The 19,547-nt window shown below is 64.3% G+C and carries 7 protein-coding genes; all 7 read right to left on the minus strand.

The annotated features are described in order from the left end of the window. Positions 1-173: 173 nt before the first annotated feature. Entirely contained in the window at positions 174-3,092 is a 2,919-nt protein-coding gene (treY, locus tag AWB75_RS26805) for a malto-oligosyltrehalose synthase (protein ID WP_061127061.1), read from the minus strand. Next, a complete protein-coding gene (gene malQ / locus AWB75_RS26810) occupies positions 3,089-5,296 on the minus strand; it encodes a 4-alpha-glucanotransferase (protein ID WP_407642167.1) in 2,208 nt (735 codons plus the stop codon). The genes treY and malQ overlap by 4 nt, the downstream gene beginning before the upstream one ends. Further along, entirely contained in the window at positions 5,293-7,191 is a 1,899-nt protein-coding gene (gene treZ / locus AWB75_RS26815) for a malto-oligosyltrehalose trehalohydrolase (RefSeq protein WP_061127062.1), read from the minus strand. Before treZ ends, malQ begins: the two co-directional genes overlap by 4 nt. Positions 7,192-7,240: 49 nt before the next feature. Next, complete coding sequence (gene glgX, locus AWB75_RS26820) at positions 7,241-9,466, minus strand: glycogen debranching protein GlgX (protein ID WP_061127063.1); 2,226 nt, start codon at positions 9,464-9,466, stop codon at positions 7,241-7,243. 766 nt (positions 9,467-10,232) lie between these two features. Continuing rightward, the gene (gene glgB, locus AWB75_RS26825) at positions 10,233-12,458 is read right to left on the minus strand and encodes a 1,4-alpha-glucan branching protein GlgB (protein ID WP_061127064.1); all 2,226 of its coding nucleotides are present in this window, start codon (positions 12,456-12,458) and stop codon (positions 10,233-10,235) included. Further along, positions 12,445-15,831, minus strand: a complete 3,387-nt coding sequence (gene treS / locus AWB75_RS26830) for a maltose alpha-D-glucosyltransferase (RefSeq protein WP_061127065.1) — start codon at positions 15,829-15,831, stop codon at positions 12,445-12,447. Before treS ends, glgB begins: the two co-directional genes overlap by 14 nt. 57 nt (positions 15,832-15,888) lie before the next feature. After that, entirely contained in the window at positions 15,889-19,293 is a 3,405-nt protein-coding gene (locus AWB75_RS26835; RefSeq protein ID WP_087086876.1) for a maltotransferase domain-containing protein, read from the minus strand. Between the last annotated feature and the right edge of the window lie 254 nt (positions 19,294-19,547).

Below are 19,547 nucleotides of genomic sequence, written 5' to 3' on the forward strand. Positions count from 1 at the left end.
ACTCCGGACGAACCATTCGTCCGAAGTGTTACCCATGTCCTGGAACAGGTGTTACCCATGTCTCCGGTCTATACACAGCCGCAAAGAAAGTGACTGCCGCCCCGCACAGGGGCAGTGCTAATAAACCAACGCGAATATGGGATCCGGCGAAAGCAAAAGCAAAGATAGAACTCCTAAGGCCGAGGAACCCCTTCCTCCACCAACAACGCCACCGGCATAACCCCCAACGCGTCCCGCAAGAAAAGCCTCTCTCCATCGGCCTTAGGCGCATTAGGGCTTAGCCAATCAAACAACGCCCGCGAATGCAGCGCCTCCGGCAACACGATAGCCGTATCCCCCCACCGCTCAGCCTCGACGAGCGGCACATCCCGCCCACTCCCCAACAGCGGCTCAGCAAGCCGAGTAGCAACCACGATGGCAAACGCGCTTCCCGCATGCCGCGCATAAGCAATCACATGCCCCGCATGTTCCCCCCGCACCTCGAGCGGCACATACTCGCCCTGAGCAAACAACGACTCGCAATGCTTTCGCAATGCCAAAGCACGCCGCACGAGCGCAAGCTTCACCCGTCCATCGCGCCAATTGGACAACTGATCCGAAGGCGGCCCCTTCTCTTCGATTTCCGCAAGCCACGCACGGCGCAACTCATAATCGACAGGCCGGCGATTGTCCGGATCGACCAGACTGAAATCCCACAACTCCGTGCCCTGATAAAGATCGGGCACGCCCGGCGACGTAAGCCGCAATAGCGTCTGCTGAAAACTGTTGATCGCGCCCAGCGGCCCGATACGCGCGACGAACGCCGATAACTCCTGAAGAAAGCCATTGCGCCGCTGCGGCGAGACGATATCGAACAGAAAGTCCCTGCACGCGTTCTCATACGCTTCGTCCGGCGCGAACCAGCTCGTGCGCAGCTTCGCCTCGCGCAGCGCCTTCAACTGCCACTGCGCCACGCGTTCCGCAAGCGCGTGAACGCCGGCTTCGTCATCGGGGGCGAGCGTCGTCGGCCAGCACCCGACGAGCATCTGATAAAGCATCGCCTCGGCTGCCGGTCCCGGCGCCCATTCGTGGCTATCGCTCGTCTCATCGTGCCCGCCGCCCGGACCGCGTCGCAACGGCGTGTTCAACGTGGACCATTGCCTGAGCGTCGCGGACCATTCGTCAGGAATCTCGCTCAACGCCGCAATGCGCGCGCGCACGTCTTCCCCACGCTTGTGATCGTGCGTCGCCGTGCAGAGCATCGCGTGCGGGAAGGTCTCGAAACGTTCGCGATTGCACTTGTGAAACTCATCGACGGATAACGCGAACTCGCCCGGATCAGCACCGACTTCGTTGCGCGACACAAGCCGTCCATAGCGATAACACGCCGTATCCTCGACGGCCTTCGCCGCCACCGGCGACGTCAATTGCGAAAACAGCGTCTGCGCCGCGCGCCGCTGCGATCCGCTCGACGACGGCGGAATCTGCCCCGCCTGCGCCTGATTGCGATCACGCTCCCGATTGCGCTCCGTCGCGCGCTGGCCACGCTCAGCGCGTTCGGGTTGCGGCGCCTCGTCGGGCAGCTTGCCGCCGAGCCATTGCGCGACCTGATCGAGCACGACATGATCCGCCGTCGCGAGCACCGCGCGCGCGGCGTCGAGCGCCTGCGAGAAGAAGCGTTCGTCCTCGGGACTGCGCACGCCGCCCACCGGATAGATGCGATACACCGGAAACTGCACGACGAGCTCCGCGACGACGCGACGTATCGACGTGAACGTGAAATCGCGCGTGTTCTGCGCATCGCGGGCAATGCGATGCAGCGCACGCGTGACGCGATCCAGTTCCGCGGCGAGATTTTCGGCGAGTATCTTGCGGCGCGCGGCGAGCGCTTCGTCGGCGAAACGGGCGCTCTTTCCCGTGATGTCCGCCCACAGCGCGGCGAGCGGCGCCGCGCCAGCCGGGTCGTGCAGCAGCGCGCCGACGTCGTTCATGAAGTCGTAGCCGGTCGTGCCGTCGACCTGCCAGTCGCGGCGCAACGGCTCGCCGCGCGCCAGAATCTTTTCGACGACGAAATACGTGCGCCCGTTACCGTGCCGCAACGCCTCGGGTCGCTGGACCGACAGCTCTTCCAGCCGCGCGCGCAGGCGCTGGCAATACTCGCGCGGCTCGGCGAGGCCATCGACGTGATCGACGCGCACGCCATCGACCAGACCTTCAGTGAAGAGTCTGAAGATGAGCGCATGCGATGCCTCGAACACCTCCGGCCGCTCGACGCGCACGCCGCCCAGCGTGCTCACATCGAAGAAGCGCCGCCAGTTCACTTCGTCGGCCGCGGTGCGCCACCACGCGAGCCGGTAATGCTGGCGCTCCAGCAGTCGATGCAGCCGGTCGCGGCCCGCCGGCGTATCCGGCGAATGCGCGGCGAGAATGGCTTCGATCGCGGCCTGGCCGCCCTCGGTCTGCGCGATCGTGACTAACGCGGTGCGCGCATCGGCGGCGCGCGGCTGATCGGCGGGCTGGGTCGTCAGGCCCGCGAAGCGTTGCGCGAGCTCGGGCGCTTCCTGCAACACGGCAGGGTAATCGACCGGACAGACCGGAAACACATTCGCGTAATACTCGATGACGAAACGCCCTTCGTCCGCGCGATAGGCGAGCCTGATCTTGCCGCCTTGCAGCTCGTCGCCATAGGGCGCGCCGAGAAACGGCGCGAGCACCTTGCCGCGCAACGCGGGATCGGGCGAATGCCAGTCCACATCGAAGAAGCGCGCATGGGTAGCGTGCCGTCCCCATTCGAGGATGTCCTGCCACCACGCGTTCTCCGACCCGCCCACGCCCATGTGATTCGGCACGATATCGACGATGAGGCCCATCTCGTGCGCGCGCAGTTTCTCGACGAAGCGTCGCAGGCCGTCCTCGCCGCCCAGCTCGGGATTGACCTTCGTGGGGTCCACGACGTCATAGCCATGCGTGGAGCCGGCGGTCGCGGTCGTGATCGGCGACACATAGGCGTGACTCACGCCGAGCCGCGCGAAGTAGTCGACGAGCGCGGCGGCGTCGTCGAACGTGAAGCCCTTGTGAAGCTGAAGCCTGAGCGTGGAACGCGGTACGGTCATGGTGTTTCTGATTTCGATGTAGGTTCGTTCGGCTGCCCGGCGCGCTTGCGCGCGGTATCGACGGCGAGCAGGCGATCGGCGAAGGCGTCGTCGAGGAACAGTTCGTCGACCGGCCGGACCAGGCGCCTGCGCCAGTTCGGATGCTCGTCGATGGAACCGGGCAGATTCGGCTGCTCCGCAAGCGCGAGCAGGTCTTCGAGCGGATACGTGACGAGCGGCGCGGGCGTCGCGGCGACGAAGGCCAGCGCTTCATCGACGGGCGCGTTGTCGATATCGGGGGCCTTCACGTCGTCCGGTGCGATGCCCGCATCCTGAAATGCGCGCCACAAATGCTCGCGATCCTCGCCGCGTTCTTCGAGCGCGGCTTCGACCGGGTCGCGCCCATCGGCGCGCGCCATCGTCTGGCCGATCTTCGAGCGCCACACGATGTCCTCGCCGCGCCACCATCCGGTGACGGTCGGCAGGTCGTGCGTCGTCGTCGTCGCCGTGACGCCCGCATCCCATTCGCGCGGCGGCTTGAATCCCGGGCCGTCCACCTCGCGCTCGAACCAGAGCACGCGAATACCCAGCAAGCCGTGCTCCTGCAAGCGCTCCGTGAAGCCGGGCGGCACAGTGCCGAGATCCTCGCCGACCACGATCGCGCGATGCCGCCACGATTCGAGCGCGATCAGCCGCAGCATGTCGTCGAGCGGATAGCGCAGATACGCGCCGTCCTTCGCGCTTTCGCCTTCGGGCACGAGCCACAGACGCCGCAAGCCGAGAATGTGATCGATGCGGATGCCGCCTGCGCACTTGAACGCGCAGCGCAGCATGTCGATGAACGCCGCGAAGCCTTGCGTGCGCATCGCGCGCGGCGAGAACGTCGTGAGTCCCCACGATTGCCCGGCCTGATTGAAGAGATCGGGCGGCGCGCCGACGGACACGCCCGTCAGCATTTCATCGCGATACGACCATGCGTGGCTGCCCGCGCTGTCGCAACCGACCGCGAGGTCCGCGACCAGACCGACCGCCATGCCCGCATCGCGCGCGGCGTGCTGCGCGTGCATGAGGCCTTTGGCGGCGAGCCATTGCGCGAAGAGGTGGAAGTCGACTTCGCGGCGGTTCGCATCGGCGAATTCGGCGACTGCGTCGCTGCGCGGATCGCGCAAGGCTTCGGGCCAGTTGCGCCAGTGGCCGTCGCCGTTCTGCGCGATCTGCGCGGCCTGCAATGCTTCGAAGCGCGCGTGGTCTTCGAGCGGACGCCCGCCTGCCTCGACGAACGCGGCGAAGTCCTTCGCGAAGGGCGAATCGCGGTCTGCGGAAAACGGTTCGAAGAGCGCGCGCAGCACCGCGAGACGTGCTTTCGATGCGCGCGGCCAGTCGATCAGCGTGAGACCTTCGAGTTCGGCAAGCTCATCGGCGACGCCGGCTTTGTCGATCGCGGCGCGCGCGGCCGGCGCGCCGAGCACGGCGGCGGGGTCCACGTGCGCAATGTTGAAAAAGAGCCGCGACGACGGCGAATACGGGCTGAACTTGTTCGGCTCGGCGCTGAACATCGCGTGCATCGGGCTGATGGCGACGGCATGGCCGCCGCGCTTCGCCGTCTGCGTCGCCAGCGACGCAAGCGCGGTGAAATCGCCGATGCCGCCATCGCCGTTGCGCCGCAAGCCGTACACCTGCGCCGCGACGCCCCAGAGCGGCGGCGCGTCGGTTGCGTCGTCGCTGAGCGTGCGCCAGGCATCGTCGATGGTGAAGCAGCGCGCGGGCGCGACCGCCAGCGTCGTGCGATGGTCGTTGATGACGAGCGTGTGATAGCCCGGCTCCGCGATCGGCGAAAGCAGCGCGATCTCACCCTTCGGCGACGTGAAGCGTCCGTCGATGACCTCGCCGCTTTCCAGCTCAATGCGATAGCGCGCGCCTTGCTTCGCCGCCGACACCGGTAGCGCGATGGCGCGATCCACTTCCGCGGTGATGAGCGGCGGCAGCTTGCGGCCGCTCATTTCGGCATCGACGGCGGACAGGCTCTGCTTGATCTGCGTGGCGTTGCCGCACGGCAAGCCGAGCTTGTCGAGCAGGATGCGCAGCGTCGTTTCCGGCACGCGCTGCGTGTTCTTGTGCGCGTCCTGCCATTCGATCTCGAAGCCCGCGCGCTCCGCGAGCGCTTCGATGCCGCTGACGGGACGTGCGGCGCGGACGTCGCTCTTCTTGCTGGTGGCGGCGCTCACGAGGCTTTCCCTTCGGCCGATGCCGGTTCGAAGCGGCGCGCATCGTGCGCGAGCGCATATTCGTTCACTTCGCCGCTGAGCCACGCGAGGAAGGTGCGGCCGCCGAGTTCGCCCTTGGCTGCGGTGTCCTGCGCGCGCGCGGGCGTCTCGAAGATGATCTTGCCCGGCGGCGTGTCTTTCAGCGCGATGGCCGCATCGCCGAGATTGAGCGCGATGGACAGCGTCTCGCCGTCGCCGAGCTTCCAGCGCGCGACGAGCGCCTTGTCGCCGAGCACGTCCGCGCCGAGCGATTTCGCACCCTTCAGACGCGGCGTGATGAGCTTCGCGCGCACCGTCAATGCCGAGCGATAGAAGTGCAGCCATTCGAGCCGGTCCACTTCGTCCTGCTTGTCGCTGATCCTGGGCGAGGACATCTCGAAGGTCTTTTTATCGTTCGGATCGGGGATTTGCGCGCGGCGTTTTTCATCGGTGAATGCGGAGAACTTTGCGAATTCCTTGCGACGGCCTTCGCGCACCGCATCGGCGAGCTGGTCGTGATAGTCGGTGAAGAACAGGAACGGTTGCTTCGAGCCGTATTGCTCTTCCATGAACAGCAGCGGAATTTGCGGCGACAACAACAGAAGACCCGTCGCGGCGAACAGCGATTCATCGTCGGTCAACGCGCGCAGGCGATCGCCCATCGCGCGGTTGCCGATCTGATCGTGGTTCTGCAGGAACATCACGAAGCGCGTCGGCGGCAAGTGCGCGCTCATCTCTCCGCGCGGCTTGCCGTCATGAATCGGCGACGGATCGCCCTGGTACGCGAAGCCTTCCTTCAGGATGCGTGCGAGCTTTTCGATGGGCTTGTCGCAATACGCGCCGTAATAGCTTTCGTCTTCGCCCGTCAGAAGAACGTGCAGCGTGTTGTGCGCGTCGTCGTTCCATTGGGCGTCGAAATGGGTTTCGAGCAGATTCGCCGTGTTGTGCTCGTTCTCCAGCACGAGATGCACGTGACGGCTCGCCTCGACGGAACTGCGCACGCGATGCGCGAGCTCGCGCAGCCATTCGTCGTCGTTGATCGCGTGCACCGCATCGAGGCGCAGGCCATCGAAACGATATTCGCTGAGCCAGTACAGCGCATTGTCGAAGAACAAATCGCGCACTTGCGGACGCTCGAAATCGATCGCCGGGCCCCACGGCGTATCGATGCCTTCGCGGAAAAAAGGCTTCGCATAGGCATGCAGATAGTTGCCGTCCGGCCCGAAGTGGTTATAGACGACATCGAGAAACACCATCAGGCCGAGGCCATGCGCGGTATCGACGAGTTGCTTCAGTTCTTCGGGGCGGCCATACGACGAGTCGGGCGCATAGGGCAGCACGCCGTCGTAGCCCCAGTTGCGCGTGCCGGAGAAATCGTTGAGCGGCATCAGTTCGATGGCCGTCACGCCGAGCTGCGCGAGTTCCGGCAGGCGCGCGATGACGCCCGCATAGCCGCCCATCGCGCCGACGTGCAGTTCATAAAGCACGGTTTCTTCCCAGGGACGGCCGTGCCAGTTCGTGTGCGTCCATTTGTACGCGCGCGGATCGATGACTTCGCTCGGGCCATGCACGTCCTGCGGTTGAAAGCGCGAGGCCGGATCGGGCACGGCAAGCGCTTCATCGAGCCGATAGCGATAGAGCGTGCCCGCGCCGCCATCGGCTTCGGCTTCGAACCAGCCGTCGCCGGTCGGATGCATGTCGATGAGTTCGGGCGCGCCGCCCGCGCGCTGAATCTCGACTTGCACGGACTCGCGCGATGGCGCCCAGAAACGGAAGCGCGTGCGCGGATTCTCGCGCACGGCGCCCGTCAGATGAGCGCCGAAAGGAAGGCAATACGCATGATGGTGCTTGTGCGGATCGATCGGACGTTCGGACATGATTTCCTGCCTCAATGCTGCGGTTTTCGGCGATGAGTCTAGCGGGCGTTCAGTGCGGTATATCGGTTTCGGATGGCCGATGCGGCGTCATCGTGCCGGGATCGGGCGGCAGTGCCGTCAGAAGACGCGGCCCCTGATGCGCGCCCGCCATCCAGACCGCTTGCCAGTCGGCCTCGCCGGTGGGCTCGGCCAGCAATACGACGATGCTGTGCGCGGCCACCTCCAGCTCGCTGCCGACGAGCGGCCGCGTCACCGAATCGGGCTCCGCGCTATCCACGAGCACATTCCATTCCAAGTGCGGCGCGGGCGGCGTGAACACGAGCGCTTGCGACGATGCGTTGAACATGAGGAGCAGCACGTCGATTTCGCCATCGGTGCCGGGGCCTGCGCGCCGCAGCGTGAGCGCGCGGCCCTCGGGGTCCTGCCATGCTTCGATCGCGAGCGCGTTGCCGCGTTCATCGAACCAGCTCACATCGTAGAGCCCCGGCAGCACTTCGCGGTCGCCGTACAGAAAGCGCGTTTCGCGCAGCACCGGGTATTTTTTGCGCAGTGCAATAACTCTTGCGACGAACTCTGTCATCACGATGCCTTGCGGACTCTTCGCGGCGTTCCAGTCGAGCCAGGAAATCTCGTTGTCCTGGCAGTAGGCGTTGTTGTTGCCTTGTTGCGTGCGATTGAATTCGTCGCCCGCGAGCAGCATCGGCGTGCCGAGCGAGAGCAGCGTCGTTGCGACCATCGAGCGGGCGAGGCGCGCGCGCAATTCGAGGATCGCGGGATCGTCGGTCGGGCCTTCGACGCCCCAGTTCGCGCTGCAATTTTCGTTGTGGCCGTCGTTGTTGCCTTCCTGATTCGCTTCGTTGTGCTTGTGCGAATACGCGGTGACATCGGCAAGCGTGAAGCCGTCATGTGACGCGACGAAGTTAACCGATGCCCACGGCTTCCTGAAGCGCCGGTTGAAAAGCTCGGCGGACCCCGTGAGACGCGCGGCGAGATCGGGCCGCATGCCGGAGTCGCCGCGCCAGAAGCGCCGCACGCCATCGCGATACTTGTCGTTCCATTCCGCGAAGCCCGGCGGATGATTGCCGACCTGATAACCGTCCGGCCCGATATCCCACGGCTCGGAGATGAGCTTGCGCGTGGAGAGCACGGGGTCCTGGCGGACCGCATCGAAGAATCCGGAGCCGGGATCGAAGCCGTGTCCTTCGCGGCCGAGCGTGACGCCGAGATCGAAACGAAAGCCGTCGATATTGAACGCGGTGCACCAGTAGCGCAGCGAGTCCATCACCATTTGCAGCACGCGCGGATGCGACAGGTTGAGCGTATTGCCGCAGCCGGTCTCGTTGATGTAATGGCGCTCGTCGCCGGGAATCAGGCGGTAATAGCTCGCGTTGTCGAGACCGCGCCACGAGACCGTGGGCCCGAGCTCGTTGCCTTCGCACGTGTGGTTGTAGACGACATCGAGAAACACTTCGATGCCTGCGGCGTGCAACTGGCGCACGGCGATACGCATTTCGTTGAGCCGATGTGTCGACAGATAGCTCGGTTCCGGCGCGAAGAACGCCGCGGTGTTATAGCCCCAGTAGTTGCGCAGGCTGCGTTCGACGAGAAAGCGGTCGTTGAGAAACGCGTGCACCGGCAGGAATTCGACGGCGGTGATGCCGAGTTTTTGCAGATGCTCGATGAACCACGGCGACGAGAGTGCGGCGAACGAGCCGCGCTCGTGCTGGCGAATGTCGTCGCGCATCATCGATGTGCCGCGCACGTGCGTTTCGTAGACGATCGTTTCGCCCCAGGGCGTGTCGGGGCGCACGTCGCGGGACCAGTCGAAGGCGTCGTCGGTGACGATGCACTTCGGCATGGCGGGTGCGGAGTCGCGGCGGTCCATCGACATGTCGAGGCGATTCGAATGCACGCGATAGCCGAAGAGCGCGTCGGACCATCGCCAGGGACCGACGAGTTTTTTCCCGTAGGGATCGAGGAGGAGTTTGTGCGGATTGAAGCGATGCCCGTGTTGCGGCTGATATGGTCCGTGCGCGCGGAATCCGTAGACCGTGCCGGGGTGCGCGCCTGGCAGGTAGCCGTGCCAGATTTCGTCGGTGCATTCCGGCAGGTCGAAGCGCATCAATTCTTTGCGGCCGGTGCTGTCGAAGAGGCATACCTCGATGCGGTGTGCGTTCGATGAGAACACCGCGAAGTTGACGCCCAGACCGTCCCAGTTGGCTCCGAGCGGGTAGGGCGCGCCCGGGAGCAACTTATCGGGGAGTGCATTTGGCATTGCGGCCTTTTCCTTTGGTTTTGCCTTGCGGCTTTTTTTGCCGGATCCCGTATTCGCGTCGGTCTATTTGCGTTGCCCCTATGCGGGGCGGCAGTCACTTTCTTTGCTCGGGACCAGAGTAAGCGCTAAAGCGCCAACTCTGGTCGACGCAAAGAAAGTAACCAAAGAAACAGCTATCCCCAGCCTGAGCACTTCACACCGGCCGCGGCACAGAACTACTCTCGTGGTCCGGCAGTAGCGAGTGCCCTCACAAAACTCGCGCGGCTTGGATCGCGCACGGTCCGTCACATCGCACCACTTAACAACTCGGTGCAGCTCTTGCAAGCTCCGGCCCGCTTCGCGGCCGACCGGTCAAGCGGGTCTGCGCGTGCTTCGTTGCTGACGGTTCCATCTCACTGCAACTGCTGGCCCACCGTTGGTTTCCCTTGCAGACCCTTCGGCAGCGCGTAGCGCTGTGCCGGAACTCTTTCGTGCTGAACCAGCATGCTTAACGTTATCGGGCGGCAGACCGTGCGCGGTCCACGCCCGATGAGACCTACGAGAACACTCGCTACTCTGGGTTCCATTCAGCCAATCGCCTGTGCCGCGGCCGGCATGAAGTGCTTAGGCTGGGGATAGCTGTTTCTTTGGTTACTTTCTTTGCGTCGACCAGAGTTGGCGCTTTAGCGCTTACTCTGGTCCCGAGCAAAGAAAGTGACTGCCGCCCCGCACAGGGGCAACACCAATAAACCGACACGAAAACGGGACCCAGCAACAAAAAAAGACCCTAATCAGCACGCAAAACAATCGTAGCCAACGGCGGCAAAGTCAACGCAGCTGACTGCTCCCTCCCATGACTAGGATAGTCGTCCGTATGAATAACGCCCCCATTCCCCATATTCGACCCGCCATAAATCGAGGCATCGGAATTAAAAACCTCACACCAACGCCCGCGATGCGGCAATCCGATCCGATAAGCCAACCGCGGCACCGGCGTCAAATTGCAAACCACAACCACCTCACGCCCTTCGGCATCCGTGCGCCGATACGCATACACGCTGTTCGCATTGTCATCCCCGACGATCCACTCGAAGCCGCGCGCATCGCTATCGAGCTTGTGCAGCGCCGGCTCGCTCGCATACAGATGATTCAGATCGCGCACGAGCTTCTGCAACCCGCCATGCAATGAATCGTCGAGCAAATGCCAGTGTGGCGATTCATCGTGATTGAACTCCGCGAACTGCCCGAATTCGCCGCCCATGAACAAGAGCTTTTTGCCCGGATGCGTCCACATGAAACCAAAATACGCGCGCAGATTGGCGAACTTCTGCCACCGATCGCCCGGCATCTTGTTAATCAGCGATCCCTTGCCATGCACGACTTCATCATGTGACAAAGGCAGCACGAAACGCTCGGAATACGCATACACCATGCCGAACGTATAGAGATGATGGTGATACTGCCGATAAACCGGGTCCTCCTGCATGTAATGCAGCGTGTCGTGCATCCAGCCCATGTTCCACTTGAAGTCGAAGCCCAATCCGCCGTTCTCGACAGGAGCCGTCACACCCGGCCAGGCCGTCGATTCTTCCGCGACGGTAATCGCGCCGGGAATCTGCCGCACTTCATGATTCAGGCGCTTGAGAAACGCAATCGATTCGAGATTCTCGCGCCCGCCATAGATGTTCGGCACCCACTCGCCCGCCTTGCGCGAATAGTCGCGATACAGCATCGACGCGACCGCATCGACTCGCAGTCCATCGACGTGGTAACGCTTCAGCCACGCCAGCCCCGATGCGACCAGGAACGCGCTCACCTCGTTGCGGCCGAGGTTGTAGATCATCGTGTTCCAGTCCTGGTGATAGCCCTCGCGCGGGTCCGCATGTTCATAGAGCGGCGTGCCGTCGAACTCCACGAGGCCGTGCGCGTCGTTCGGAAAATGCGCCGGCACCCAGTCGATAATCACGCCCAGGCCCGCCTCGTGCGCGCGGTTCACGAACTCCGCGAACTGCTCCGGCGTGCCGAAGCGCGCGGACGGCGAGAACTGCCCGAGCGGCTGATATCCCCACGAACCACCGAACGGATGTTCGGCGATCGGCATGAATTCGAGGTGCGTGAAGCCCATGCCCTTCGCGTACGGAATCAGGCGCTCCGCCAGCTCGTGCCAGTTCATGCCGCGATTGCCCTCTTCGGGCACGCGCAGCCACGATTCGGCATGCGCCTCGTAAATCGTGATCGGCGATTGCGGCGTCTGCTTGCCGCCGCGCGTCGCCATCCATTCGGCATCGGTCCAGGCGTAATGATCGATCGCATCGGCATCCGCGACGACCGATGCCGTCGACGGCGGCTTCTCACTCTGCATCGCGCAGGGATCGGCTTTCAGCGGCAGCGTGTGCCCGTCGCGCGTGACGATCTCGTACTTGTAGCGCGTGCCCGCGCCGATGCCCGGAATGAACAGCTCCCATACGCCCGAGCCGTGCCGCAGACGCATCGGATGACGCCGGCCATCCCACGTGTTGAAGTCGCCGACCACCGACACGCGCCGCGCGTTCGGCGCCCACACCGCGAAGCGCACGCCCGCGACGCCGCCATGCGTGACCGGCCGCGAGCCCAGGCATTCGAGCACCGCATACGGGTCCGCCTGCGAGAGGCGCGCGAGCCATTCGTCGGTGAGAACGGGGCCGAACGAGTACGTGTCGTGCGTTTCCTGCGGCGTGCCGTGCCAGTCCACCTGCAGGCGGTACGCCGCCGGCCTTTCGACGAAGCCCGCATAGAGACCCGCGTCGTGGATGCGAGAGAGCGTGCCGAGGTGCTCGCCGTTGCCCGCCTCCACGACGCTCACCGACGATGCGCCCGGCAGAAACACGCGCACGACATGTCCGAGATCGGTTTGATGCAGGCCGAGCATCGAGAACGGGTCGGGATGCCGGGCCTCGACGAGTGCGTCGATGTCCAGCGGATTGAGGCCGTGCGCCGGATTCCTGGTATCCGCCGGATCGCTACGATTGTTCATGGTGGGTTCCATCCGGATTGTCCTTGGTTGCTCCGAACACGGGCCGCGTGCCGGGCGCGGGCGGCTCGCCCGTGTCGCCGAGCAAGCGGCTCGCGAGCGACGCGAGACCCCGCAACGGAAGGCCGATCCAGGTCGGCCGGTTCGCTGCTTCGTAGCGGATTTCGTAGGCGGCCTTTTCGATCAGAAAAAGATCGAGCAACGGTTGAAACGCGTCTTCGGCCGCGATGGTTTCCGGCGACGCTGCGATCGCCGTCCTGTATTCCCGCAAGAAGCTCTCCTCGGCGAACGCGCGCAGCCGCTCGAACAGCGCGCGCTTGCGGTCCGCCGTCTGCGCGGGCGCGTTCTCCGTCGTCGGTTGCGCCGCCGCGCTCGCATACGAAAGCGAACGCAAGAGGCCCGCGACATCGCGCAACGGGCTCGTCTTCCTGCGGCGCTCGTCGAGCGCGCGCGCCGGCTCGCCTTCGAAGTCGATCAGATAGGCGTCGCCTTGCGCCATCAACACCTGGCCGAGATGGAAGTCGCCGTGGATGCGGATGCGCAGCGCATCGGCGCTGGGCCCGACGAGTTGCTTCACGGCATCGACCAGCATGTCGCGCCGGTCGAGCAGGCTTTGCGCGAGGAAACGCTCGTGCTCGCCGAACTCGCCGATCTTCTGCGCGAGGATATCGAGCGCGGAACCGAGCAGTGTCAGCGTGCCGTCGATCCAGCCCTTCACGTCGTCGGGCGATGCGCGCTGCGGCGAGAACGCTTCGTCTTCCGTCGGCGATGCGAGCGCCACGTGCAATTCGCCCAGCCGCTTGCCGATGACGCCCGCGATGTCGCCGTAGCCCTGGAAGCCCTCGGCCTGCGCATCGCGTTCGTGTTGATGCTCGTCGGGCTCGACCGCGACCGCGAGTTCATCGACGGTGCGGCGCAGATAATCGAGCGCGTAGTTCCACGCATCGCCCTGATTGTCGATGTAGCCCTGCAGGATGATGAGCGTATGCGGCACGCCCTGCGGATCGACACGCACGACTTCGCCGAACAACGGGCCGGTGTTCGCATAGCCGAGCTGGGTCAGATAGCGGCTCATCTCCGCTTCGGGATGAATGCCGCCGACGACGCGCCGGACGAGCTTCAGCACGATCTTGTCCGCGATCACGAGCGAGCTGTTGCTCTGCTCGGCCGCGAGCCAGCGAATCTCGGGCGGATCGGCGGGGTAGAAGTTGAGCTCGTTCAGACGCTCGGTCGGAATGAAGCGGATTTCGCTTTTCTGCACGGTCGGCACGACGGCGCGCTCCTTCAGCTTGCGCAACACGCCGAAGGTGAATTGCGGCACCGAGAACGCATCGGTGAGATGCCCGATATTGCGGTTGCGCCGCACGCGCGCCAACGCGAGCTGCATGTAGAGCGGCGAGGTCGTCTCCGTGCCCCACGCAATGGACAGCGGCAGCACGTAGCGCTCGCAATGATCGCCGACATCGGCTTCGATTTCGGTGAACGCGAAGCCCGCGCCCTCGATGGTCGTCAACGCGGCGAGGCGCACCGCATGCAGCTTCTGATCCTTCGAGGCGAACCAGCGGCGCTTGCTCAGGTAATTCGGCAGCACCTCCGATTCGAGCAGGCGCACGTTTTCGGGCGTCGGCCCGGTCTGTCCCGCGCGGATCACCATCGTCACGAATTCGGGCAATTGCTCCGAAGGCGCCTGCGCCCACGCGGGCCGCATGTTGCCGGGGCAGAGCTGGAACCACAGGAAGCCGTAGGGCGGGAACGTCAGGAGATACGTGAGCTTGCCGATGGCCGGGAAGGGCGAATCGGCGGTCATCTCGAGCGGCACCGAGTTTTCGAATTCCGACAGATCGAGTTCCACCGCCTGCGGCGCGCGCGAGAGATTCGCGACGCAGAGAATCGGCGGCTCGCCTTCGAGCTCGCGCACATAAGCGAGGATCTTGCGATTCGCGGGCCGCAGGAAACGGATCGTGCCGCGCCCGAACGCATGCGTCGAGCGGCGCACGGCGAGCATCTTGCGCGTCCAGTTGAGCAGCGAATGCGGATCGCGGCTCTGCGATTCGACGTTCACCGCGTCATAGCCGTAGAGCGAGCCCATCACGGGCGGCAACACGAGCTGTTCCGGGTCGGCGCGCGAGAAACCGCCGTTGCGGTCGGAGGACCATTGCATCGGCGTGCGCACGCCATCGCGATCGCCCAAGTGGATGTTGTCGCCCATGCCGAGCTCGTCGCCGTAATAGATGACAGGCGTGCCCGGCATCGACAGCAGCAGCGAATTGATCAGCTCGATGCGGCGGCGATCGCGCTCCATCAGCGGCGCAAGACGCCTGCGAATGCCCAGGTTCAGGCGCGCGCGGCGATCGCTCGCATAGGTGTTCCACAGATAGTCGCGCTCGGAATCCGTGACCATTTCGAGCGTGAGCTCGTCGTGGTTGCGCAGGAAGATCGCCCATTGATTCGTTTCGGCGAGATCGGGCGTCTGCCGCATGATGTCGGTGATCGGAAAGCGGTCTTCGCTCGCGATCGACATATAGATGCGCGGCATCAGCGGGAAGTGGAACGCCATGTGGCATTCGTCTTCGTCGCCGAAGTATTCCTTCACGTCTTCCGGCCACTGATTCGCTTCCGCGAGCAGCATGCGGTTCGGATACTCCGCGTCGATGGTCGCGCGGATCTTCTTCAGAATTTCGTGCGTCTCGGGCAGATTCTCGTTGTTCGTGCCTTCGCGCTCGACGAGATACGGCACCGCATCCAGCCGCAGCCCGTCGATGCCCATGTCGAGCCAGAAGCGCATCACCGAAAGCACTTCCTTGAGGACGGCGGGATTGTCGAAGTTCAGATCCGGTTGATGCGAATAGAAGCGATGCCAGTAATACTGGCCCGCGACTGGATCGTGCGTCCAGTTCGAAGGCTCCGTATCGATGAAGATGATGCGCGTCTCTTCGTACTTCTTGTCCGTATCGGACCACACGTAGTAGTTGCGATGCGCCGAGCCCGGCTTCGCATGGCGCGCGCGCTGAAACCACGGATGCTGGTCCGACGTGTGATTGATGACGAGCTCGGTGATCACGCGGATGCCGCGCGCGTGCGCTTCCTGGATGAAGCGCTTCACGTCCGCGATCGTGCCGTAGTCCGGATGCACGTTGCGGTAATCCGCGATGTCATAGCCGTCGTCGCGGCGCGGCGATGGATAGAACGGCAGCAGCCAGATCGCATCGACGCCCAGTTCCGCGATGTAGTCGAGCTTCGCGAGCAGGCCGGGAAAATCGCCGATGCCGTCGTTGTTCGCATCGAAGAAAGACTTGATGTGAACCTGATAGATGATCGCGTCCTTGTACCAGAGCCGATCGTCGTTGAGAATCGACGCCTTCTTGTTGCGCTTCACCCTTGTATCCACGGTTTCGCTCCAATGTTCTCGGTGTGCTTTTTGTACGTCGACGGATCACGCCTCGTTCTCGGGATGCGGCTTCGGCAAGCCCCATGTCGGTGAAATGCGCCAGATCGCGAACGGCAGCGAATGCGGATCGAGCCGCACATGCTGACGCCGTCCGCGCCATTCGAAGCGTTCGCCCGTCACCTGATCCTCCACCGCGACGGCGTCCCATTCATGCACGCCCCAGCGTTCGAGCGTCTGCCACGGCAAGTCGATATCCGCGCCTTGCTCGTTGAACGGATCGAGATTGATCGCGACGAGCACGACGTTGTCGCGCGACGCGTTCGCCTTCTCGAAGAACAGGATGTGATCGTTATGCGCGGGCAGGAAGTTCACGCCGAGATGCGTCTGCAACGCGGGATTCGCGCGGCGTATGCGATTCAACGCCGTGATCTCGGTCACGATGTTGCCGGGCCGGTTCCAGTCCCACGCCTTCAGTTCGTATTTCTCGGAGTCCAGATACTCTTCGCTGTTCGGCAGCGCGGCGGACTCGCAGAGCTCGAAGCCGCTATACACGCCCCACAGCCCCGACAGCGTCGCCGCCAAGGCCGCGCGAATCACGAAGCCAGGACGCCCCGAGCTTTGCAGAAAGCGCGGATTGATGTCCGGCGTGTTCACGAAGAAGTTCGGGCGGAAGAATTCCTTCGCGTCGGTCTGCGTGAGGTCGTGCATGTACTCCTGAAAATCGCGCTTGCTTTCGCGCCACGTGAAGTACGTGTACGACTGCGAGAAGCCGAGCTTCGCGAGACGGTTCATCACGCGCGGACGCGTGAACGCTTCGGCGAGGAAGATCACGTCGGGATGGCGCGCGCGCACGTCGCCGATCACCCATTCCCAGAACGGAAACGGCTTCGTATGCGGATTGTCGACGCGGAAGATGCGCACGCCCGCCGCGATCCAGTGCAGGAACACGTCGCGCAATGCGAGCCACAAATCCGGCTTCGCGTCCTGTGCATAGAAGTCCGGATTCACGATGTCCTGATACTTCTTCGGCGGATTCTCCGCATAACGCAGCGTGCCGTCGGGACGCCATGCGAACCACGTCGGATGTTCCTTCAGCCACGGATGATCGGGCGAGCATTGCACCGCGAAGTCGAGCGCTATTTCGAGGCCATGCTCGTGCGCCGCGTCGAGCATGCGCCTGAAGTCATCGAAATTGCCGAGTTCGGGATGCAGCGCATCGTGCCCGCCTTCCTTGCCGCCGATCGCATAGGGACTGCCAACATCGCCCGGCTGCGCGGTCAGCGTGTTGTTCTTGCCCTTGCGGTTCGCGACGCCGATCGGGTGGATCGGCGGGAAGTACAGCACGTCGAAGCCCATCTCGCGGATGCGCGGCATCTTGCCGATCACGTCGATGAACGTGCCGTGACGATTCACGTCATCGCTCATGGAGCGCGGGAAGATTTCGTACCAGCTCGCGAAACGCGCGGCCGCACGTTCCGAATCGATGCGGTACACGACAGGATCACGCGACAGGAACGGGCGGTGCCGCGCCGCCGCGACGGCCTTGGCGGTCGCGGCGGCCAGCACGAGTTCGAGCTTGCGCGCGTCATCGGCCTTCGTGAATTCCTTGACGATCTTTTCGAGCGGCTTGCTGTCGGAATCGGCGTCGTCGGCGGTCTTGACTTCCGCGAGGATCAGCGCGAACAGATGCTTCGCTTCCTCGATTTCGAGCTCGACCGTCTGGTTCGCCTTCAGCTTCTTCTGCATGTGATCGACGAGCGACGCGTAATCGTCGCGCCACGCCATCACGACGAACTCGTGACGGCCCACGCGTTCGAGCGGAATGCGCGTGCTCCACAGATCGAGGCCGGCGGGCTGCACGGCGCGCATCGGCGCTTCGTGCCACTCGGTTTCATCGGCGGCGCGCCATTGCACCGAAGCGGCGATCTTGTCGTGGCCTTCGGCGAAGATCGCCGCCTGAATCTCGACCGCCTCGCCGACGATGCGCTTCGCCGGAAAGCGCCCGTGATCGACCGAAGGCGTCACGCTTTCGATCGACACGCGCGGCGCCATGATCGCATCGGCGACCGCCTTCTTGTCGGCGGCCTTCGCACCGCGCTTGACCTGCGGCTGCGCGAGCAGGATGTACGGCTCGGCTTCCGCGCGGAAGAGGCGCACTTCGCCCGCCTTCAGCGTGAATGGCGCGAGACGTTCGGCCTTGCCCATCGCATCGTCGATGAGCGCGAAGCGCGTGTAGTTGCCCGGCACCGATTCGAGCAGATGCAGGGTATCGACATGCACCGGCGCGACCAGATCGGGATTGACAATCGCGAGCACCGCGTTCTGGCTATGGCGCAGATCGCCGCCGTCCGCGCGGATGAGCGCCGCGTACGGCGTGCCGGCGCCCGTCAGCGCGCGCAGTTCGCCGACGCTCGATAGCGTGCCGATATTGCGCTGCAGGTCGTTCGCGCGCCGGATGCGCGCCGTGAGATCGATGCGCTTTTCGTTCCTGGCGCGCTCGTATTCGGCGGCGACGCCGTATTGCGGCGACATCGGCAGGCCGACGCCGTATTCGAAACCCATCGGCACCAGGAGGCCGGTGCCGAGTGCGGCGGCCGTGTCGAGCGCGCGCGTGTAGGCCCGCTCGACGAGCGCGGTGTCGCTCGTGTCCGACAGATCGCTGATGAGCCGCGCGCCGAACGGATCTTCCGGGAACGCGATCGGCGAGGCGATGCGCGTGAGCGCCGCGTGCTCGTCGATGAGCCACGCGCTTTTGAAGTCCCACCAGCGTGTCGATGTGAACACGGCGTCGAACGCGGCATCGGCCAGACCATGCAGGTCGTGTCGCGTGACACCGACGGTCCACGCGAGCCAGCGCGTCTCCGGATGCTTCTCGCGCACCGCCGCGCCGAGCCTGCGCCATACGTGCGCGGGCACCGCGTGCGGCGCATCGAAGCGAAAGCCGCCGACGCCCGCATCGGCGAGCGCGCTCAGCTCACGCGCCCACCACTCGGTCAGATGATGCGCGGCCTCGCCATCGGCGAAATTCGCCCGCGCGACGTCGCGCTGACGCGGCGGCTTGCGCGGATCGAGCCGCGCGTCGGCGCTCTCGAAAGGCTGGAACCACTGCTTGTTGTCCTGATAGAGGCCGCCTTCGGCGCTCACGCGGTCGATCACGATATCGACGAGCAGCGTGAGCTTGTGCTTCTTCGCGGCGTCGGCGAGCTTGCGCAGGCCGTCGGATGCGTTCCCGTCGAATTCGAACACGGGATGCAGCCGATGATGATCCGCGACGGCTTCGCGATGCCCGTTGCTGCCGGGCACGAACGGCGATCCGATCAGGACGTGATCGAAGCCGAGGCCGGCCGCATGCTCGAACTGGGCGGGCCAGTTCGCGAGCGGTCCGACGAGCAGTGGGTCGATGAAGTAGATACGTGGCGCATACGCATGATGAGCTTGATGGTTTTCCATCGTTCGTCTTTTCCAGAGTCGTCCTGCGGTGGCGGGGATGCGAGCATCGATCGCGATCACGCTCACGGGCCAAACTGGCTGAAGAGCCGGTTCGCACGTGAGGGACCACGCGCGGACTTCAGGCGGAACTCAGATTACACCCGGGCGCCGTTCGAATCACCGACGCCTGCCTGGCCGCATTTCGCGATGCACCGTGCATCGAGCGCTGCTTCGCGCTCCGGTGGGCGCCGCGGTCCCCAAGTGATTTCCTTCAG

Origin of the sequence: Caballeronia catudaia (genome assembly GCF_001544755.2) — a bacterium.
GTDB classification, from domain to species: domain Bacteria; phylum Pseudomonadota; class Gammaproteobacteria; order Burkholderiales; family Burkholderiaceae; genus Caballeronia; species Caballeronia catudaia.

Coding starts and splice junctions, on each gene's coding strand:
- treZ (WP_061127062.1), bottom strand. CDS start 7,191: ATGTCCGAACGTCCGATCGATCCGCACAAGCACCATCATGCGTATTGC.
- treY (WP_061127061.1), bottom strand. CDS start 3,092: ATGACCGTACCGCGTTCCACGCTCAGGCTTCAGCTTCACAAGGGCTTC.
- glgB (WP_061127064.1), bottom strand. CDS start 12,458: ATGAACAATCGTAGCGATCCGGCGGATACCAGGAATCCGGCGCACGGC.
- glgX (WP_061127063.1), bottom strand. CDS start 9,466: ATGCCAAATGCACTCCCCGATAAGTTGCTCCCGGGCGCGCCCTACCCG.
- AWB75_RS26835 (WP_087086876.1), bottom strand. CDS start 19,293: ATGGAAAACCATCAAGCTCATCATGCGTATGCGCCACGTATCTACTTC.